This is a genomic window from Spirosoma gilvum, from assembly GCF_054776815.1.
In genome coordinates, this window is record NZ_BAAHBH010000019.1 from 64,279 (window position 1) to 85,144 (window position 20,866).

The following is a 20,866-nucleotide window of genomic DNA, read 5'->3' on the forward strand; positions in this document are numbered from 1 at the left end:
CCTCCTACAAACATGAACTTATCGATAAAATTGATTGCAACCGTCTGGCGAAAACGTTCGCTCTTTCTTGCTTTCGCTCTTTCACTTATTACCTTAACTGCCTGTGAAGTGCTGGACCAGAAGCCAGAATCCAGCTTTACACCTGCGAATTTTTACAAAAATGCCGACGATGCCAAAGCTGCCGTCAGTGCGGTGTACGATCCGCTGAACAATGCGAATATGTACGCTCAGGTCATGTGGATTTTACAGGATCAAGCTACCGACGATGCCGAATGGGGCAACGGTCGATCAACGGCCAATCAGCCGAAAAATGACCTGGACAAGTTCACCTTCACCCCGGCTACCGCTACGTTTCAATCGATCTGGACAACCGTGTACCAGGCTATCAACCGGGCTAATGCCGTAATTGCCCGTGTACCAGCGGTGGCTATGGACGAACCCACGAAAGCCCGTTTCATTGCCGAAGCTAAATTCATGCGGGGCTTCTATTATTTTACCCTGGTCCGTTTGTTTGGTGGGGTGCCCCTGGTTACTGCCGAAACCACCTCCTTGGACAACCTCAACATAGCCAGAGCATCGGTCGATGAGGTGTATGCTCTGATCGTCCAGGATTTTACTGAAGCTGAAAGCGTACTGCCTGTTAGCTATTCGACGGCTGATAAAGGCCGGGCCACAAAGGGAGCCGCCAAGGCGTTTCTGGCCAAAGTGTATCTGACCCGTCAGGATTGGGCGAAGGCATCGGCCAAAGCGAAAGAAGTTATCGATCTGGGCGTTTATGACTTATGGACCAACTTTGCCGACGCGTTTTTGATTACCAATAAAAATGGGAAAGAAGCGGTCTTTGAGATGCAGGCGCTGAGTGGCGGATTCAACGAAGGAAGCTGGATGCAAGGGTACATGCGTCCGAACTTCGACCGGGTGAATGGGGTGGCTGGCTTCGGAGATGATCCGCCAACTGAAAACCTGTACAAAGCCTACCGGACCGACGACAAACGGCGAAACGTAACCCTTAAACTTTACTCCGCCACGACCAGTCCGGCGGCTCCTTCCAGCGTTTTGTTCCCCTGCTACGTCTATAAATACCTCGATCCATCGGCAACTGCCAACGGCGATGGCGGCAACAATTACCCCATTATTCGCTATCCTGACGTATTGCTGATGTATGCCGAAGCCCTGAATGAACAGGGAGCCAATAATGCCGATGCCTACGCCAACGTCAACCGGATTCGGAACCGGGCCGGCCTTCCGAACCTGACGGCGAATCTGAGTCAGGCCCAGTTCCGCGATAGTGTGCTGCTGGAACGACGGCTGGAACTGGCTTTTGAAGGTCATCGGTGGTATGATCTAGTCCGCACCAAGCGACTTATCACGGCTATGAAAGCCCAGAACCCCAGTATACTGATCGACGAACACCATTACCTGTACCCCATTCCCCAAACCGAACGCGACGTCAACCCCCAACTGACCCAAAATCCAGGGTATTGAAATGGGGTCAAGTATTGTCAGGTGTAGTCAAGGATTGTCAAAAGTGGTCAAGATATAGTTAAGGGTTGTCAAGTATTGTCTTTCTCATAATGTACACCTTTTTGACAACTCTTGACCACACCCTAACTATACCTGACCACCCTTGACCATACCTGACAAATCCTGACCACCCTTGACTTAAAACCAGCCAATTTTTTTCCATTCCTTATGAAAAAACAGTTTTTCTTACTTGTCTGTATTTTAGTACTCTATACCAGGCTTAGTGCCCAAAACGCACCCATAACGGTCGATGTCTGCGTATATGGTGGGTCTTCGGCAGGGGTCATGGCTGCCTATACGGCTAAAAAAATGGGTAAGTCCGTGATCCTGATTGAACCCGGTCGCCATCTGGGGGGGCTGACAACGGGCGGATTGGGGTTCACCGACATAGGAAACAAATTCGCCATTTCGGGTGTCGCCCGCGATTATTACCGCCGGATCGGGCAGCATTACGGCAAGTTTGAGCAGTGGATTTTTGAGCCACACGTTGCCGAGGATCTGTTTAAGGAATACATCAAACGCGCTGATGTGAATGTCCTGTACAACCATCGACTGGCGTCGGCAAAGAAGCAGGGCGATCGTATACAAAGCATCACCCTGGAACCGTCATCAGGTGGCGGAGGAAACCGGGTGATTACGGCAAAAATGTTTCTGGACTGCACCTACGAAGGTGATCTGATGGCCAGAGCGGGCGTAAGCTATACCGTTGGTCGGGAAGATAACAAGACCTACAACGAAACCTACAACGGTGTTCAACTGCTGGATAAACACCAGTTTGCCGATGGCGTTGATCCCTACAAAATCCCCGGAAAGCCCGAAAGCGGTTTGTTGTGGGGCATTAGCCCGGCTCAATTGCAGCCTACTGGTAGTGGCAACAAACAGGTGCAAACCTATAACTTTCGCATTTGCCTGACTAACGATCAGGCCAATATGATTCCCATTACCAGGCCCGAAGGCTATGATTCGACCCGCTATGAACTGCTGTTACGGGCAATCGACAAAAATCCGAAACTAGCCTTCAACACGATTATTAAGCCCGACTGGATGCCCAATCATAAGACCGACATCAATAACAATGGCCCTTTTTCGACCGATATGATCGGCATGAATTACGAGTATCCAGAAGGCAGTTATGCCCGTCGGGCGGAGATTCAGAAGGAGCATGAACTGTACAACAAAGGACTGCTCTATTTTATTGGGCATGACCCCCGGATGCGTAAAGACATTCAGGACGAAATGCTCAAACTGGGGTATCCCAAAGATGAATACACCGACTCGGGCAACTGGTCGACGCAGATGTATGTGCGCGAAGCCCGGCGTATGATTGGCGAGTATGTGATGACGCAGGCCAACTGCCAGGGCCGCGAAGTGGTTCAGGATGGGGTAGGGATGGCGGCCTATACCATGGACTCGCACAATTGCCAGCGGATTGTCATCGAAAAGAATGGCGTAAAAATGGTGAAGAACGAGGGTGATGTACAGGTGGGCGGCTTTCCTCCTTACCCCATTTCGTATCGTTGCTTAGTGCCCAAAGCGACCGAATGTAAAAACCTGCTGGTGCCTGTCTGTTTGTCGGCCAGTCATATTGCCTACGGATCGATTCGCATGGAACCTGTATTTATGGTGCTGGCTCAGTCGTCAGCTATGGCCGCCAGTATGGCGATTGATGGCAACACGTCGGTGCAGGCTATCGATGTGAAGAAGCTACAGCAGACACTCAAAACCAATCCATTGGCTAATGGCAGCACCCCCGAAATTCTGGTCGATAATGATGATGCCGCCCATGTAACCCATACCGGCGACTGGAAGCGGGACAACAAGGGCGCTTACGGGCTCAGCTATTTTTCGACGACTGCCGATGGGGCCGTAAAAACCATGCGTTTTACGCCCGATGTGACCAAAGCCGGTTCGTATCGGGTGTATCTCTATTTTCCCAAGCTGGCAGGCGCGTCGGCAAATACCCAGATAACTGTCTCGGATGGTAAGCAGCCTAAAGAGGTGACCATCCGCGAAGCCGATATTCGGGTAGAAGGACAAACTTCGGGTGAATGGGTGCCGCTAGGCGACTATACATTATCGCCCGGCCAGAAAAATTATGTAGAAGTGTCTACGAAGGGCGCCGATGGCGTAATCGTCGCGGATGCCGTACTGTTCGTTCCGGTGAAGTAATAGTTGTTCAGATAGGTTGGTACCAGTCACCGTAACCCAGATGGATTGCGGTGATTTTTTTGGCCCTACTAACCGAAAGTTTTGCAGGTAGCAGCAATTGAGCTAAATAAGGATAGATTATTTTGGTAACTGCCTGATCTACGCCTGATTTTACTCAAGAGTTTCTGTACTTTTGCCGGATGGAATTAGACAGCATTGACCTCGAAATACCTGAGGACGTAGAAGTACCGGGAATGGAAATACTGAAAAGTGATCGGCTAACCCACTTGAAATATGACATTCGTGGGCCTATATATGAGAAATCGCTGGAACTGGAAAGCCAGGGGTATAAAATCATAAGCCTGAACATTGGGAATCCGGCCACGTTTGGCTTCGATGCGCCCGACGAAATTGTCCACGATATTATCCTCAATATCCGGAATGCGCAGGGATATGCCGATTCACGTGGCCTGTTTGCGGCCCGGAAGGCGGTCATGCACCACACCCAGAACATTGGTCTGCAAGGCATCACCATCAACGATATTTACATTGGTAATGGTGTCAGCGAACTGATCATGCTCTCGATGCAAGCCCTGCTCAACGAAGGCGATGAAGTGCTGGTTCCATCTCCGGATTACCCACTCTGGACGGCTTCCGTAGCCTTCTGTGGCGGAAAGCCGGTTCATTATGTCTGCGACGAAGCGTCGGACTGGAACCCTGATCTGACAGATCTGGAGAGCAAAATTAACCCACGTACGCGGGCCGTGGTGGTGATCAATCCAAACAACCCAACGGGAGCCGTTTATGATAAATCCATTCTGGAGGGCATCGCCCGGATCGCCGAAAAGCATAAACTGATCGTTTTTTCGGATGAGATTTACGACCGGATTCTCTACAACGGAGCGGTTCATTACCCTATTTCCAAAATGGTACACGATACGTTGTGTATCACCATGGGCGGCTTATCGAAAAACTACCGGGCGGCCGGATTTCGAGGGGGCTGGATGATTCTGAGTGGTGCGCGGCAACGTGCCAAATCCTATATTGAAGGGCTGACGTTACTGGCAAGTATGCGACTCTGCGCCAATGTTCCCACCCAGTTTGCGATTCAAACTGCACTGGGAGGTTATCAAAGCATCAATGATCTGGTGATGCCAACCGGGCGGCTGTACAAGCAAATGATGCTGGCCTATGAACGCATGATCGCGATACCCGGTATTTCCTGTGTGAAGCCGAAAGGGGCCTTATATATTTTCCCGAAAATCGATCTCAGCCAGTTCCATCTGGAAGATGATGATGATTTTGTGCTGAACTTACTAACCGAGCAAAAAGTGCTGGTGGTGTCGGGCAACGGCTTTAATTATACATATAATGACCACTTCCGAATCGTTTGCCTGCCAACCATCGATGAACTGAATCTGGCCATCGACCGAATTGAGAGCTTCCTGGAAAGTCGACGGAAATAAGTAAACGATTATCAACACGGAGACACAGCTCGCACAGATGAAAAAATCTTATTTCACTGTGTACTCTGTGCCTCCGTGTTGCATCTAAAACGTGAACCTATGCTTTACTTTATTCAGATTCTGTTTGTGCAGGAAGGACAGGAAGAAACCTTTCATTCATTTGAGGACCAGGTGCTGCCCTTACTTCAGCGACACAACGGCGTATTGGTGTATCGAGTGAGACCAGCAGAAGAGGCCGTCATTGCGACCGAAATGGGATATCCTTATGAAATTCATATCGTGACGTTTCCGGCCCAGGCTGATTTTGAAGCGTACCGGGATGATCCTGATCGGATGAAGTTTCTTTATTTAAAAGATCAGTCAATAGATAAGGTTATGCTGATAAAGGGAGCATTGCTGGGGTAGGTCATAGTCGATAACGAAACGAATCTGATCTGCTTTACATTTAATCTGCGTTAACGTATAGGTAGTCTCGTTGTCAGGTTTCTATAGACCTGATGAGTTGCTGTTATTTACTTTTAGTAATCATTTGTTTATCTATATTATTTACAAGTAACTTATATTGTTTATTTTTACTTTTATTATTACGCTTACTCAAAAGTCAGGTACTCTTAGATAGAGATGGGTATTGTTTTGTAATTTTGATTGCAACCATCACTCAATCAATGAATTATGAAACAAGTTTTTCTTTATACGCCCTTACTGCTAGGGCTTACAGACCTGTATGCCCAAATGGGCATCGGTGTAACGCCCAAAGCCTTTTTTAACGTTCCTCCCGGCCGCACGGTTTTGTTTGGGCAGGATACATCTAACATAGGTACTATTTCGAAACTAATCTGGTACGGTAGTATAGGAGCTTTTCGGGCCGGTGGAATAACCGATGCTTCCTGGAATCGTGCCAACGTCGGCCAATATTCTTGGGCAACGGGCACCAATACCAAAGCAACCGGGATTGCTGCCATTGCCATGGGCAACGGGAGTCAGGCATTAGGCAATAGTGGGCTGGCATTGGGCGAATCGACAATTTCGGTAGGTTACGCGGCTACGGCCTTAGGCATGTATACATCCGCTGGAGGGGATTATTCAATGGCTACTGGCTTTCAATCAACCGCCAATGGCTACTCGTCGACGGCAATGGGCGAGTCGACGGTAGCGGGTGGAGGGCGGTCGGTCGCCCTGGGATACCAGACCAGCGCTACCGGCTATGCGTCGGTGGGAATTGGGACCTATTCGAGCGCTAGTGGGCTGGCCTCAATGGTTTTAGGCCATTACGGGTCGACGAACGGCAAAACTGGCTCATTTCTGCTGGGTGATTATCAGGGTAATATGTACTACAATTCGGTAGATAATCAGATGATGATGCGGTTTTCGGGAGGATACATACTCTACAGTACAGCCCCAGCCAGTCAGGGATCGGCGGTGGGTGTGCAACTGGCCAGTGGTGGGAACGCCTGGCAAACCCTGTCTGACTCGACCCGCAAAGAAAACTTCCGATCGGTCGATGGCAAGTCCTTTCTGAAAAAGATAAGTCAGCTACGGTTAGGAAGTTGGAATTACAAAGGACAGGAAGCCCAGCGCTATCGACATTATGGCCCCATGGCCCAGGACTTTTTTCAGGCATTTGGTCAGGATGAGATCGGGACCATTGGAGAGCGGACAAGCATCAACCAGGCCGATTTTGACGGCGTAAACCTGATTGCGATTCAGGCACTGATTCGGAAAGTGGAAAAACTGGAACTGGAAAACAGCGGCTTACGACAGAATTACATGCAACAGCAGGAATCGTTTCGGCTTAAAACAGCCTTACTGCATACCGAATTGCGGCAAATTAAAAAGCAGTTGAACGCGTTGACCCATCCGTAGACAAAGTGCAAGAGAAATAGAGACGTGCTGCTTACTGAACGAAAAGGCGCATTCGATACCTACTCAAGCGAAACTAGTTTATCGTATGCTGCCCGGTCGTTCCTCGGGATGACAGAAAATAACCTAATATATTTTATACCTATACTAAACTTAGCGCTTTCAAGGCCAGAGCCCACGCCAGTAAGGTAAGGGCATTCCGCCCATAATTCGCATACATCCACACACTGACCAGTCGACTAGTCGTGTCAAGAGGTAAGGAGTCGCCGTCTCCCTTCTGTAATCGTATGGCCGTGGGAATGAAAAACGAAAATGTTACGACTCGCTCTACTAAGGTTAGCAAGGAGGCCGCCAGCCACCAGTCATGCACGGGCAATTCGGATTGCCAGGCGACAATAAGATTGGCCACGGTCAGTAGCGTAAGGGGAATGGTTGTTACAAATGCCCAGAAATTTCGCCCTACATCGGTCTGTCGCATAGCGTTCGTATCGACTCGACGTTCATCCCCCTCTAGTTTAGGAAACCACTGGGGGATGATCAATCGGGCTTCATAAAGCCCCGCGCCAAAAGCAGTACCAAGATTCAGAATAAACAGGATCAGCAAGCTAGTAGCCATAAAACTGTATAGGTTTGTCAATAGAATGCCGAAGCACATTCTACTGACAAACCTACGGGCCCTCCTGCGTGGATGCTGGTAAATGAGCGTCAATTAGGCAATTGACAGGATCAACTACGGAAATTGAGTCATGAATATAGTCTACAATGGGCCTACGGGGTAGGCTTTACAGGCGACGATAGATAGTACCCGTAAGAATACTAGCGGTAGTTTGCTCAGAACAAAGCCTTTTTAAGTGGAGATATAATCCCTCACCTAATTTGTGCGTCATGAACGGGAAGGCTACTCATGGGTTGTTGTTTCTTCTTTTGAATCTGGTAGGTTATACAGTTTATGCTCAGCGTGTTGCCGAAACGTTATCGCCCTGGAAAACGGGTAATCTGGATATACACCATATCAACACGGGTAGGGGTAATGCCACGTTTTTCATTCTGCCCGACGGAACTACCCTCCTGATCGATGCCGGTGCGCTCGATCCTACAACTGAACGAACGTTAAGCCCCCGAAATACCAAGGCGGTTCCCAGTGCCGACCGCCAACCCGGCGAATGGATTGCCCGTTACATTACCAAACTAATGACGATGAGTCAGTTGCCGCCGAAGCTGGATTACGCCCAACTGACCCATTTTCATAACGACCATATGGGCAGCCCATCCGCCATCTCACCAAAATCTGAACAGGGTAATTTTGTACTGACCGGAATTACGCAGGTAGCGGCTTATCTGCCCATCGATAAGCTTATTGATCGCGGGTGGCCCGATTATGCGTATCCTTACCCGCTGAATAGCTCCATGGTGACGAATTATAAAGCATTCGTCAACTGGCAGAGCACCCATAAGGGCACGGTTGTGGAACGGAGTAAGCCGGGGCGAACGGATCAGATCGTATTGAAAAAGAATCCCGAATCGTTTGTGAAGTTGTTCGAGATCAGGAACATCATTGCCAATGGCGAAATCTGGACGGGAGAGGGTACTGCCACCCGGCAACTATTTCCCGATCGATCGACCCTGAACAGTGGTCAACTCCCCTCTGAAAACATGTGCAGCGTAGCGGTCCGGCTTCGGTATGGGCCGTTCGATTATTTTTCGGGGGGCGATTTGCCCGGCGTAGTGCGCTTTGGTTCACCCGCCTGGAATGACGTCGAGACCCCTGTTTCGAAGGTGGTTGGCCCGGTTGATGTCCATCTGCTGGATCATCATGGTAATCGCGATTCCCAAAATGATAACCTGCTGGCAGCCTTACGTCCGCGTGTATTCGTCATACCGGTGTGGTCGTCCGATCATCCAGGGCATGACGTACTGGACCGTATGTATTCGCAGGAGCTATACCCCGGCGAACGGGATGTATTTGCCACCGATATGCTCGAAGCGAATAAACTGGTTATTGGTGAGTTGCTGAATCGGCTCAAAAGCGACAAAGGGCATATTGTTGTTCGGGTAGCACCGGGTGGCGAAACGTATCAGGTCATTACGCTCGATGATTCGAATGAGAACATGACGGTGAAGGGTATATTTGGCCCTTATCAATCCAGGTGATGCGACCCGAAGTTGGCTCTGTTTGAGCCTATTAACCACCCATAAATCCACGATCGTTATGCAATTAGCCAAGGAACTCAGAGTTGTCCAGTTCGGGCAGGGGGTTGGAGTAGATGCTGAGTTGGTGAGTCAGTTTCAACACCTCAGACAACGAGATAAGACGATGCTTTTCTACAATTTGGGGGGCTTCCTGCAGGATGTGAGCCCTACCGAAGCGGACGTGGATCAGGTCAACGACATGCAGGAGCAGCTTGGCGTTGATCTGCCGGCCTCTGATTTAAAAGGGCATTGGTCGGCGATTATGCGGCATATTTTGTTCATGCCCGGCGACAACAGCGATTCACTTATTATCCTGCTGTTGTATCTGTTCCGAATCGCGTATCAACGTCAGTATGCCTTACAGCGCGGAAAACCGGATGATTGGTGGTACTGGGATCTGTCGAATCCAGAGACCGTACAGGCTATTCTGGTAAAGCACCAGACAGCGATTGACGAAGTTTATGCCACCCCCAGTTTTCGGATGGAGTTTGTTACGTTAGCCAAATTGTGGTATCAGAGCTACGGTAGTCCCGTTGTTGAGGACGCTGAACCAGAACCCGTTGAGGGGAAGGAAGGCAGGCCCATTTTTTTGAGTTACGATGAAGTCGTTTCCACATCAATTCCACATGTGGTCCGACAATTGTCGGTGGGGCTGTCGCTGCTGATGAATTCGTTAACAAAAGCTTGCTCAATCAAGTACCGGGTACGATCAGAACAGGCCCGAAAAATAGTTCTGGCTGTGCTGGAGAAGTATCTGGCTGAAACTTACAACTGTAGCCCCTTTAGCGAAGGCCTGTTCTGATCGAAACCACTCGTGTCGGGAATCGCCCTACCGACTGAACCGACTGACATATACGTCGCTTACCTGGCCATTACTAAAATTGATCTCGACCAGCTCCAATAGATTGGCAGGTGTTGTATAGGCAAAGTACCATTGTGTCGATTGGGTCATGACTGGGTCATAGGACGTAGCAATATTTTTGGTCAGCAATGAGATCCGCTCAAATTTAGTAGTGTATAGTCCATTTTTTTGTATCTGGACGAATTTGGCAAACAGATCGGAAGCCCGGTCGCCAATCCGAATAGCTGAAAAGACCTGGGCAATAGCAGGCCACTGCGACAGCTTTTTGCCGTTATTCAGGTAGATACTCTTAACCCGCTCATTCTCCAGGGTGATCTGTACGCCCGAATCGGTGCCTTTTTGCTCATCCAGCAGAATATACTGGTAAAGCGGAAGCCGTTCACGTAATTGGGTCAGGTCAGATGAACTATTACGAACAATGTTCAGGTATGAAACTCCCTGGGTTTGTTGTAGGGTCTGAACGGTACCATAAACTGTCGTGGCTGCATCCCGAATGCGGATATCCAGGTATCCACCGCTACGAATCGTATCACGACTGACGAGTCGACCGGTTGGTGAGGTAGCATATTGTTCAGGCTGGGCTGGTTCAATCGTTGAGGCTGTTTTACAACCCATAAACAAAGTGAGCAGGAGCAGCACTGCAAGTAATGAATAGTTCATGTCGAAGTCTAGAGACGATAGTTGACGATAGGATAGACCCCAGATGAAAGATAGGGGTTGGACGCTCAGGTTGCAAAATTTTGCCCTGTATACCCACTTCGTGAAATTTGTCGGCCTGAACTGGTACAAATTGGTAAAGAAGTTATAGATTTAAGGGGGTAGGCTAAATAAGTCGGGAAGGTTTGAGGTTTGTTTTGTTTATGATTGAGTATACTATTTACACATTGTTCCGCTCAACGTATGACAGTTCCATCTTTACCCGAGAACAGTCACGAAAAATTAGTCTATCTAGTCGACGACGATGAAGAGGATGCTGTTCTCTTTGAGATGACTATGCTTCAGTACATTCCCAATTGTCGATTACGGATTTTTTATAATGGCCTGATTCTGTTAGAAGTACTAAGAGACCCCACTGCCAAACCAGACCTGATATTTCTGGATTTATACATGCCATACCCCGATGGCATAGAAATCCTGATGCAATTGAAAATCAATAAAGCCCTGGCCGACATTCCAGTCATCATTCTAACGGGAGTCGATGATAGTGAAAAAATCTCCCTGGCCTATCAACTGGGCGTTCAGTCGGTCATTAATAAACCGTATACCCACAGCCAATTGGTCGATATGGTCATTTCGATCCGGGAATTCTGGTTTAAGACGGCGCGTCTTCCTGGCCAGGCCTGATTAGCTGGTAATCCGCCCTGTTTTTCTTCTGAGCGCTCAGGTAGGTCTGTAGCTCCTGCTCCGTGCCAAAAAACTTAGGCTCCCGAACGGGAAGATTCAGTCGCAGCGGCATTTTTACCAGATCTCGATAAGGTCCCACAGGTTTAAGCTCATAAACAGCCGTGGCAACTTTTAGCTCGAAGGTATCGGCGGGCTGATCAATAATGCACAGGTCTTCCAGGCGACCATCAAAGAAAATGCGTTCAATTTTGGCCTGAAAATAGGGATAGACTGCCCCATTGGAAGACGATAGGCGTTGGCCATGCTCCTGATTAACAAACACGGTAGCGCCTACTTTAAACGGAATTTCGATAGGAGTGAACGTGATCGTCATTGTTGGAAAATTGACAGAATTACTTACAAAAAAATGGTTTATTGAATTCGTTTATGAACACCGGACAGGTCGATAACTTGGTTAAGGGCCAAGCTCCGAGTGTTTTATATAAACTAAGAATTGAAAGTTTGGTTTTGGTACGGCAGAAGGCGATGAGTATTTATACCAGCCGATAGCGGGTGATCAGGTGGCTGGCCAAATGGTAGTGCAAAGCAATTCGATGGGTTGAGGAACCCATAAACTAGCTCAACTAATCAGGTATTTAATTGGCGGAGTAATGTTGCAGATAAGCGATGAGCCGTTCGAAATGCATCTGCTCGTAAGGATTCTGTGTTTGCTGGATCAGCAGATACCGATACCGATCAATCAACTCATCGAACCGGGGATTGTGATTCAGCCGGGCTGCAATGAGCCCCTTGTAACAACGGTGGGTTTGATTATAAACGTACCGGCAATGTTCGGTCGGACATTCATTCAGTAATCGGTCGAGGGTAAGTAGTGAAGCGGTTGTGGTCAGAAAGTTGAATCCCTGCTGGTCGAAAAAGTATTCAATTTGTTGGCAGGCCAGCAACAGATCGTCTTCGGAATGAATTTTAAAGCGGGCCTTCTGTAAATCACTGAACCGTCCGATGGATACTATCAGCGTATTGGCTTCGGACCGAAGATCGGGCTGATTGTTGAGAAACTGTTGGGCAATCTGTTCGATCTGCTCATGACGGCAACCGAAATTAACTTCCAGCAGGGTATCATCAGCGTAAAAAACGGACGATAGAATGATATTCTGAAACCCATTGCCAGTAACCTTGCGAAACTGTTTTTTTTCGGTCAATAACGAATACCCATGGTCCGAAAAGAAGGGGGCCAAATGCTGAAACAGGTTCGTTTCAAACGAAGTAATCGTCATAAGGGTAACCGGCAAAACTGTATAAGACAGTACCTAATTCGATAACTTAAAAAGACGTGCTTTTGTTAGTAAAATTCGATGAAAAATCTGAATAAAACTAATAGGAAGATTTTGTGATTTTTTGAACGAACTGGCTTCGGTATGAAGCTGATTTCGGGCGTATGTGTGAACAGGATTTTTGACGGAATATGTCAATTCGCCGAACTAAATGTTTTTCGTACGAGTTACTATCCACACGCCCCTTGTGGACGTCGATCTGGGGACGACCGGAATTGACAGCTTGCTGAGGTCGCGTGTAAGCATGCCGGGAGTTGGCGGAATTTCCCGACCCGAACAAATCGTCAAAACAATAACTGGCGAGTATAACTACGCCATGGCTGCCTAATCCGGAGGATTAAGCAATAGCCATTGTCTCCCTGGCCTACGTGCTGCCGGCTGGATCAGGAGGCATCGAAACGCAGCGCTGGCTCGGTTTATGGTGTTAACGGCTGAGTGAGAAACAAGCACCTACGGATGAGGTTTGGTTTGGTACACACCGGGCCGATTCCCGACAATCCTAAGCGTACCTAAGCATGTAGAAAGCACGTCGGTTTCCTTGACTGGACGAGGGTTCAAATCCCTCCGTCTCCACTTTAAAAAGCCTGTAATTCGAGAAATTACAGGCTTTTTTGTGGCTTAAAACTGAACAAGACTACATTGTGATACCTTCCAAAAGATCTGATTGCTGAGCTGGTCAAGTGATAATTGTTCTGAACCCGTTCACTCGGGAAATCCGATCGTTCGAAAATAGCCTGTAGTACTCATCTGGACGATATAACCCTGGTCGTATACCCCTAAAAAATTATAGGTATTGCTTTGATTCATACTTTATATTTCATTGCTTTGTATTGCAAAGTACTTTTTGTTAAAATAAAAACTAACTTTCTGCCCTGCATGACAACCTGTTGGCCGTATCATCTGATCGGCTGACTTATAGTGTTGATGGTGCTGTTGTGCGGAGAGATGGCCTGATGCGTGTTAAAACATATTGACCAATACATAGATGATAAACGAAATACGTACCCATTTGCATGACCCCAGGTATCTTGAGAAGATTTACCGGACCAACAAAGCTGCTTTCAAGCGAGAGTTCTCGACACTCTATCCAGAACTTAAAGGCAATACACTTGCTGATTTCTGGAATGAACGGTTGAACTATGAACCAGAGGAGATTCAGTGGGGAACAAGCCGGGAATTGATCGTCGTGGCACTCGTGTCCTTACTGGCAGGGATGGTGGCAAAGTTGCCCACGTTGTTGCCCATCGATCAGGAATTTTTTTATACCAGAAATGTAGGGTTTATCGTGTTCCCAGCACTTATGGCCTACTTTGCCTGGAAGAATGCGCTATCGACCCGTAAAATGGCCGTACTTTTTGGCATAACCCTTCTTGGTTTAGTTTTTATCAATGCGCTGCCCAACGTTAAAAAGAGCGATACCCTGGTGTTATCCTGCATCCATATCGTTTTGGTTTTATGGTCGATTCTGGGTTTTGTGTTTGTAGGTGATACGGGTAAACCAGAAGAGAAACGGCTGGGCTATTTAAAATATAACGGTGATCTCATTGTGATAACCACCCTCATTCTGATAGCCGGAGGGATTATGACGGGCGTAACCGTTGGGCTTTTCGAACTGATCGGCTTGCATATTCAGAAATTTTACTTTGAAAATGTGGTCGTTTTCGGTCTGCCGATTGCTCCGATTTTAGGTACATACCTAACCCAGACCAATCCGCAGTTAGTCGGTAAGGTTTCGCCGGTAATTGCCAAACTATTCAGTCCGCTGGTCTTACTGATGCTGGTTATTTATCTGGTAGCCATCGTCTATTCGGGTAAAGACCCGTATAATGACCGGGAATTTCTCTTACTATTTAATGGGCTGCTCCTTGGCGTTATGGCCATCATTTTCTTTTCCGTTGCCGAATCGCCCACAAAAAGCCGGGCTGAAGTCTGGGTACTGCTGCTGCTGTCGGCTGTGACCATACTGGTGAATGGGATTGCCCTGTCGGCGATTTTATTCCGGATTTCCGAATGGGGTATTACCCCCAACCGGGCGGCCGTGCTGGGCGGTAATGTGCTGATATTAATTAATCTTTTACTGGTGAGTGCACAACTTTTTCGGGTAGTTACCAGAAAGGAGCCTTTAGCGGGAGTCGGCAGTGCCATTGCCTCTTATCTGCCTGTTTACAGCCTTTGGGCAGTTGTTGTTACCGTTCTGTTCCCCATCCTGTTTGGGTTTAACTAAATCGTGTAGCTGTAAACGTAAACCGCGAGGCCGCAATAGGCACAACGCTTTTCACTGAGAAACGTTGTGCCTATTGCGGCCTCGCGGTTTTATAAACTAGAACCTGTTTAAACTTTCTATAATTGAGCACTAATTGCTCGTGCTTTGTCATCCCGACGCAGGAGGGATCTTCGGGTGAGATTTAATCTATCAGATCACCCGAAGATCCCTCCTGCGTCGGGATGACAAAAAGCCATTGGAATAAAAGCTTAAACAGGTTCCTGGTAAATCCAGCGTCGGCTTTTCGGAGTAACTCTCAAAAAATCAACGTTTCGACCCGGTAATTGACGGTCGCTTATAAACAAATATAAGCAAATCAATTTATGAAATAATTACTAGGAAATAAAGTCGAAAAGCAGAATTGACTTTATTTTGTTAAACATGATCTTGTGGCAGTTTGTAGGCCATTTTACGAATCAGCGTAACCAGAATTCATGTATTGAAAAAATAAGTAGTCGTTTTATTTATGTTAATTTGATGGAGCGTATATAACTACGATAGGAATTTTTTACCCACTTTTTAGAGTAAATTGGGTAAATTGATAGGTTATAAAGTTTTTTATGAAAATTCTTCTGAAATGAATTTGGTTTTTTCGCAGGTAGACCTACTATATTTGCGGATAGACATTACTATAGACAATAAATAGATTATCGAATGAAAGCAAAACAAATTCGATTCTTCTCGCTCGACGAGAACAGCGAGGCTAAAAAACCCAAAAAGAAAAGTGCTGCCAAATCTGCTCCGGTTACGGGTTATATTTCACCGGCTGGTAAGGTCGTTTTCCCGAACAAATCAGCTTCTCAATTAGGTATTGATACTGAAAATAACTTGTTCAAAGTAGGTACACAGGATGGAAAGCGTAAAATTAAATCGCTTTATCTGATCCCAGGCGCGGGTGAAGGAGAAGAAGCCTTCATCCTGGAAAAAGCAGCTAAAAGTTACAGTTTATCCCTGCCGTATATTCTCCAGAAAGGAGGAATTGATTTCGGCGATACGAAGTATACATTCACGGTAAAACCATTTGAGTATGATAATGGTGTAACCGGATACGAACTGAAACTGGGTAATCAAAACCCTAAACCCGAATATACCGGTAAGCCTCGCGGACGGAAGCGTCAAAATCCGGTATCCGAATAAGATCTGCCAAAATTAGATGGTTAAACTCTCTAGTTTCTATTCGAATCCCTGTTAGTAAAAAAAGCGGACATCGTGTCCGCTTTTTTTACTCAATAGCTTATAAAAAAACTGTTCGAATAACCCTGGGCATTCAAAAATCGACGTAAGCTTCAGGGTTTGGTGAACAATATACGTTGGCAATTGAGTGAGCCTTCTCTGCACTGGCAAAACAACCCGACGTATGTTGTGTTGTTGACCTATGACTCGAAATGAACTTGATACGCTTATTGAGCAGGGAGAACACAGTCGATTAGAATTTAAACGACAACTTTCCTCGCCAAATCGTATTGCCCGCACCCTGGCTGCTTTTGCCAATACCTCCGGAGGAGTACTCTTAATTGGGGTAGCCGATGATGGAAAAATAACCGGCGTTTCGTCCGAATTTCGGGAAGTAGCCACCTTGGAACAAGCTACCGATCAATTAATTGAACCGACACTTACGGTTAGTTACGAAACCCTGGCGCCCGACGGTCGTATTGTGTTGATCGTTCGTGTTTTGGAGAGCGATGAGAAACCGCATTATGTGGTGAACGAAGGCGCTAAACGAACGATTTACGTGCGGGCAAAAGATAAGTCGGTTCCGACCAATAAACTGATCAGTGTGCCCCAACTGGCCGATGCTGACCTGTTGCAATCGCCCATGGTACGAACGCTGATTCAATACCTGCGTAAAAACGATTCGATCACGGCTGACCGATTTGCCAAACTTATCAATATTTCTGACTATCGGGCCGGTAAACTGCTGCGTCAACTGGCTGGTCGGGGACTTTTGTTGCTGATCGATAAACCCAGGCCGGTACGGTATGCGTTGAAACTGGCTGAATAATTTTCGTAGTTTATCGACCATACGACGGTCTTTGCGAACTTTGCGGCTATGATGACATCTGAAAAAGGAATAACGAAAGAACGTATTACCAGTTTCTTTCTTGATTTACAGGATCGTATTTGTCAGGCGCTGGAAGTTGCAGATGGATCGGGTCGATTTCGGGAAGATACCTGGGAACGGCCTGGTGGGGGCGGAGGGCGTTCGCGGATTCTGAGTGAGGGTAGCGTGATCGAAAAAGGGGGCGTCGGTTTTTCTGCCGTACAGGGTGAAGCTACAGCCGCCACCTTAAAAACGCTCAACCTCACGGAGCCTGCCGAATTTTATGCCACGGGTGTATCCATCGTGCTGCATCCCCGTAGCCCAATGGTGCCGATCATTCACATGAACGTCCGCTATTTTGAAATGAGTACCGGACAAAACTGGTTTGGGGGAGGCATCGATCTGACTCCTCATTATGTGGTCGAGTCTGATGCCCGCCGGTTTCATCAGCACCTGAAAGCCGTTTGCGATCAGCACGATCCAACCTATTATCCCAAATTTAAAACCTGGGCCGACGACTATTTTTACATTCCTCATCGGCAGGAGACCCGTGGCATTGGGGGCATCTTTTTCGACTACCTCAAACCGACCGATGACGCTCATAAAGCCTCCTTGTTTGCCTTTGTCCAGAATATAGGCAATGCCTTTGCCCCAATCTACACCCATTTTATGTACCAGAATCGACAGCTACCTTTCGGAGAGCGGGAAAAAGACTGGCAACTGCTCCGCCGGGGGCGTTATGTGGAGTTTAACCTGGTCTGGGATCGGGGAACCAAATTTGGGTTGGAAACCAATGGGCGCACTGAGTCCATCCTGATGAGTATGCCGCCCCAGGCCAACTGGGCGTATGATTACCGGCCTGAGCCAGGAAGTCGGGAAGAACAAACTCTGAAACGCCTGCAAAAAGGAGTTGACTGGCTTAGCGAATAATTAGCGAAGGGGCGCAACGACTGGCCTTTTGCCTGCGTATAGAAAAAAAAGCTTTATTACATGGTTCAGAAATGCCGGCTTCCCTGGAGCCGGTATTTTTTTGTCGAAAACTACGAACACTGACGGTCTGCCACATTCTATCAACCGAGCTTGATGGAAAGCGACAATATGACCCCGCTCAGTCGTTTACTCTGCCAATCTGACAGCAATTCAAACATTTTTCCTGGCTGGCATTTGTATTGATAGATAGATCGTGTCTGTCAGTTATTACACAGCTTTCTAAAGAAACTAAATCCAGTTATGGGAAAAATTATTGGTATTGACTTAGGCACCACGAACTCGTGCGTGGCCGTGATGGAAGGTAACGAGCCCGTTGTCATCCCCAACTCCGAAGGAGCCCGGACAACCCCCTCGGTCGTTGCATTTATGGACAACGGCAACGGCGAACGCAAAGTGGGCGCACCCGCCAAACGTCAGGCCATCACCAACCCGAAAAATACAATTTCTTCGATCAAGCGCTTCATGGGGAAACGCTTTAACGAAGTGACAAATGAAGTTAAAAACGTATCGTACGACGTACAGAGCGGTCCCAACAGTACCCCACGGGTCAAAATTGGCGACCGTCAATATACTCCTCAGGAACTCTCGGCCCTGATTCTTCAAAAGATGAAGCAGACCGCCGAAGATTACCTCGGCCAAACTGTAACCGAAGCCGTCATTACGGTACCGGCTTACTTCAACGATGCTGAGCGTCAGGCTACGAAAGAAGCGGGTCAGATTGCCGGTCTGGACGTGAAACGGATCATCAACGAGCCAACCGCAGCCGCCCTGGCTTATGGTCTGGACAAAACGAACCATGATCAGAAAATTGCCGTATTCGACCTGGGTGGCGGTACGTTCGATATTTCGATTCTGGAACTCGGCGATGGCGTTTTCGAAGTAAAATCGACTGATGGCGATACGCACCTGGGTGGTGATGATTTCGACCAGGTGATCATCGACTGGCTGGCCGATGAGTTCAAGAAAGACGAAGGTATCGACCTGCGTCAGGACCCGATGGCCCTCCAACGGCTCAAAGAAGCAGCCGAAAAAGCTAAAATCGAGCTGTCGAGTTCGAACTCAACGGAAATAAACCTGCCGTACATCATGCCGGTGAACGGCATTCCGAAGCACCTGGTACGGTCACTGAGCCGCGCTAAATTTGAGCAACTGGCCGATTCGCTGATTCAGCGGAGCCTGGAACCTTGCCGTCGTGCGCTGAAAAATTCGGGGCTGTCGGCTGGTCAGATCGACGAAGTAATTCTGGTCGGTGGTTCGACCCGGATTCCGAAAGTGCAGGAAGAAGTTGAAAAACTGTTCGGTAAGAAACCATCCAAAGCCGTTAACCCCGACGAAGCCGTTGCCATTGGTGCCGCTATTCAGGGTGGTGTGTTGACCGGTGAGGTGAAAGACGTACTGCTGCTCGACGTGATTCCGCTTTCGCTGGGTATCGAAACGATGGGCGGTGTGTTCACCAAGATGATTGATGCCAACACGACCATTCCAACCAAGAAAACGGAAACCTATTCGACCGCTTCGGATAATCAGCCGAGCGTAGAGATCAACGTGTTGCAGGGCGAGCGTCCGATGGCCACGCAGAACCGTCAGCTGGGTCGGTTTATCCTGTCCGATATTCCACCGGCTCCTCGGGGTGTTCCCCAAATCGAAGTAACCTTCGACGTCGACGCCAACGGTATCCTGCACGTCACAGCTAAGGATAAAGGCACGGGTAAAGAGCAGAAGATCCGGATTGAAGCATCGAGTGGTCTGACCGAAACGGAAATCAACCGGATGCGCGAAGAAGCCAAGGCCAACGAAGCCGCCGATAAAGCGGAACGGGAGAAAATCGAGAAAGTCAACCAGGCTGATTCGATGATCTTCCAGACCGAGAAGCAACTGAAAGAATACGGCGATAAATTGTCGGAGGGCAATAAGTCGGCCATCGAGGCAGCTCTGACAACCCTGCGTACTGCGCATGGTTCGCGTGATGCAGCCGCTATCGACAGTGCCATCGAAGGCCTGAATGCCGCCTGGTCGACCGCTTCGCAGGAACTGTACAATGCGACCAACGGTGCCGGTGCTAATCCAGCCGATGGTGCCGGTTTCACTGGCGACAACGGTGCCGGACAAGGTCAGCCCACCGGCGACAACGTATCGGATGTTCCGTACGAAGAAGTGAAATAATCCGAACCGCTTCGGCGGCCCGGCAGGATTTATCAGATTTTCCTGATTGACCTGATTTTGTTAAAAAGCCTCAACCAGAAATGGCTGAGGCTTTTTATTTGAAAATGGATCAAGCCGTTTTGATACTAAGTGAGCTGCACGGTTACGAATGTTCATCCAATCTTCCCCGCATACAAATCCGAGGTTGGGAAAATGATGTCCCAATCTTCGGGCAAATTATAAGTGTAGCTATAAGCTGTCGATGACGGCTCCGTAGCCGCGCTGTGATGCCTGTTGGATGAGTCGGTGCTCCAGTCCATTAATATCCCGATAGGATTGGGGCGGATTCGATTCCATGCGAATCACTTTCCGGTAGACCCGCATCCGGGAAGGTAGGCCAGTTGCTTCCTTACTATTCGATACGAGAAAGCCCCGGTAACCTAGTCGGCTGGTTTGGGCCGAGTCGGGGATGGCAGGCAGCGATTTAAGCAGCTCTACTAATTCAGTGCTCTCGGCCTCCGATAAAGTCCACGTTGGGTTGGGTCTGCCGCTGAACGCGTCCAGTTCTACAGTTAGACTGGTTGGTTGGGATTGGGTTGCCGTTTCCGGCGAACAACCGACACACAAAAGAATCAGCCACACAGGCAATTTTTTACACACGCTCATCGATTTGTCGAATAGATGGTAAACGAAACGCAATCG

At 48.2% G+C, this 20,866-nt stretch carries 18 protein-coding genes and 1 other RNA gene; 14 read left to right on the forward strand and 5 right to left on the reverse strand.

What is annotated here, in order from left to right; translation table 11 throughout:
- Positions 1-12 precede the first annotated feature (12 nt).
- The 5 genes from ACYVFD_RS33300 (at position 13) to ACYVFD_RS33320 (ending at position 7,001) form a co-directional block, all read left to right on the forward strand.
- Entirely contained in the window at positions 13-1,485 is a 1,473-nt protein-coding gene (locus ACYVFD_RS33300) for a RagB/SusD family nutrient uptake outer membrane protein (protein WP_461094880.1), read from the forward strand.
- 207 nt (positions 1,486-1,692) lie between these two features.
- A complete protein-coding gene (locus ACYVFD_RS33305) occupies positions 1,693-3,693 on the forward strand; it encodes an FAD-dependent oxidoreductase (protein ID WP_461094881.1) in 2,001 nt (666 codons plus the stop codon).
- Positions 3,694-3,926: 233 nt separating this feature from the next.
- Positions 3,927-5,138, forward strand: a complete 1,212-nt coding sequence (locus ACYVFD_RS33310; protein ID WP_461094923.1) for a pyridoxal phosphate-dependent aminotransferase — start codon at positions 3,927-3,929, stop codon at positions 5,136-5,138.
- Positions 5,139-5,237: 99 nt separating this feature from the next.
- On the forward strand, positions 5,238-5,543 hold the full coding sequence (locus tag ACYVFD_RS33315; RefSeq protein ID WP_461094882.1) for a DUF1330 domain-containing protein: 306 nt from the start codon (positions 5,238-5,240) through the stop codon (positions 5,541-5,543).
- Positions 5,544-5,810: 267 nt separating this feature from the next.
- On the forward strand, positions 5,811-7,001 hold the full coding sequence (locus tag ACYVFD_RS33320; protein WP_461094883.1) for a tail fiber domain-containing protein: 1,191 nt from the start codon (positions 5,811-5,813) through the stop codon (positions 6,999-7,001).
- Between the two features lie 139 nt (positions 7,002-7,140).
- Here ACYVFD_RS33320 and ACYVFD_RS33325 read toward each other — a convergent pair whose 3' ends face one another.
- Positions 7,141-7,614 carry a DUF1772 domain-containing protein gene (locus ACYVFD_RS33325; RefSeq protein WP_461094884.1) on the reverse strand — a complete coding sequence of 158 codons (474 nt, stop codon included), beginning with the start codon at positions 7,612-7,614 and terminating at the stop codon, positions 7,141-7,143.
- Between the two features lie 269 nt (positions 7,615-7,883).
- Here ACYVFD_RS33325 and ACYVFD_RS33330 point away from each other — a divergent pair, with 269 nt between their 5' ends.
- Positions 7,884-9,149 carry a ComEC/Rec2 family competence protein gene (locus ACYVFD_RS33330; RefSeq protein ID WP_461094885.1) on the forward strand — a complete coding sequence of 422 codons (1,266 nt, stop codon included), beginning with the start codon at positions 7,884-7,886 and terminating at the stop codon, positions 9,147-9,149.
- A 58-nt stretch (positions 9,150-9,207) separates the two neighbouring features.
- Positions 9,208-9,990 carry a DUF5958 family protein gene (locus ACYVFD_RS33335; RefSeq protein WP_461094886.1) on the forward strand — a complete coding sequence of 261 codons (783 nt, stop codon included), beginning with the start codon at positions 9,208-9,210 and terminating at the stop codon, positions 9,988-9,990.
- Between the two features lie 27 nt (positions 9,991-10,017).
- On the opposite strand, the gene ACYVFD_RS33340 is transcribed toward ACYVFD_RS33335, so the two are convergent.
- Positions 10,018-10,710: a hypothetical protein gene (locus tag ACYVFD_RS33340; protein ID WP_461094887.1), complete on the reverse strand. Its 693-nt coding sequence runs from the start codon at positions 10,708-10,710 to the stop codon at positions 10,018-10,020.
- Positions 10,711-10,950: 240 nt separating this feature from the next.
- Between ACYVFD_RS33340 and ACYVFD_RS33345 the strand changes: the two genes are divergently transcribed.
- Positions 10,951-11,394, forward strand: coding sequence for a response regulator (locus tag ACYVFD_RS33345; RefSeq protein ID WP_461094889.1), 444 nt, complete (start codon positions 10,951-10,953; stop codon positions 11,392-11,394).
- Here the strand turns inward: ACYVFD_RS33345 and ACYVFD_RS33350 are convergent.
- The gene (locus ACYVFD_RS33350) at positions 11,363-11,767 is read right to left on the reverse strand and encodes a hypothetical protein (RefSeq protein WP_461094891.1); all 405 of its coding nucleotides are present in this window, start codon (positions 11,765-11,767) and stop codon (positions 11,363-11,365) included. The two genes, ACYVFD_RS33345 and ACYVFD_RS33350, sit on opposite strands and share 32 nt — an antisense overlap.
- 262 nt (positions 11,768-12,029) lie before the next feature.
- Positions 12,030-12,671 (reverse strand): hypothetical protein, encoded by a 642-nt coding sequence (locus ACYVFD_RS33355; protein WP_461094892.1) that lies wholly within the window; start codon positions 12,669-12,671, stop codon positions 12,030-12,032.
- 258 nt (positions 12,672-12,929) lie between these two features.
- Here ACYVFD_RS33355 and ssrA point away from each other — a divergent pair.
- The 6 genes from ssrA (at position 12,930) to dnaK (ending at position 20,185) form a co-directional block, all read left to right on the forward strand.
- Positions 12,930-13,304, forward strand: a transfer-messenger RNA (tmRNA) gene (gene ssrA / locus ACYVFD_RS33360).
- A 409-nt stretch (positions 13,305-13,713) separates the two neighbouring features.
- On the forward strand, positions 13,714-14,952 hold the full coding sequence (locus ACYVFD_RS33365) for a hypothetical protein (RefSeq protein WP_461094894.1): 1,239 nt from the start codon (positions 13,714-13,716) through the stop codon (positions 14,950-14,952).
- 693 nt (positions 14,953-15,645) lie between these two features.
- Positions 15,646-16,128 carry a hypothetical protein gene (locus tag ACYVFD_RS33370; RefSeq protein WP_461094896.1) on the forward strand — a complete coding sequence of 161 codons (483 nt, stop codon included), beginning with the start codon at positions 15,646-15,648 and terminating at the stop codon, positions 16,126-16,128.
- A 238-nt stretch (positions 16,129-16,366) separates the two neighbouring features.
- The gene (locus ACYVFD_RS33375) at positions 16,367-16,993 is read left to right on the forward strand and encodes an AlbA family DNA-binding domain-containing protein (protein ID WP_461094897.1); all 627 of its coding nucleotides are present in this window, start codon (positions 16,367-16,369) and stop codon (positions 16,991-16,993) included.
- 51 nt (positions 16,994-17,044) lie between these two features.
- Positions 17,045-17,962, forward strand: coding sequence for an oxygen-dependent coproporphyrinogen oxidase (hemF, locus tag ACYVFD_RS33380; protein WP_461094924.1), 918 nt, complete (start codon positions 17,045-17,047; stop codon positions 17,960-17,962).
- A 300-nt stretch (positions 17,963-18,262) separates the two neighbouring features.
- Entirely contained in the window at positions 18,263-20,185 is a 1,923-nt protein-coding gene (gene dnaK / locus ACYVFD_RS33385; protein ID WP_461094898.1) for a molecular chaperone DnaK, read from the forward strand.
- A gap of 228 nt (positions 20,186-20,413) precedes the next feature.
- On the opposite strand, the gene ACYVFD_RS33390 is transcribed toward dnaK, so the two are convergent.
- Positions 20,414-20,863 carry a hypothetical protein gene (locus ACYVFD_RS33390; RefSeq protein WP_461094899.1) on the reverse strand — a complete coding sequence of 150 codons (450 nt, stop codon included), beginning with the start codon at positions 20,861-20,863 and terminating at the stop codon, positions 20,414-20,416.
- Positions 20,864-20,866: the final 3 nt, after the last annotated feature.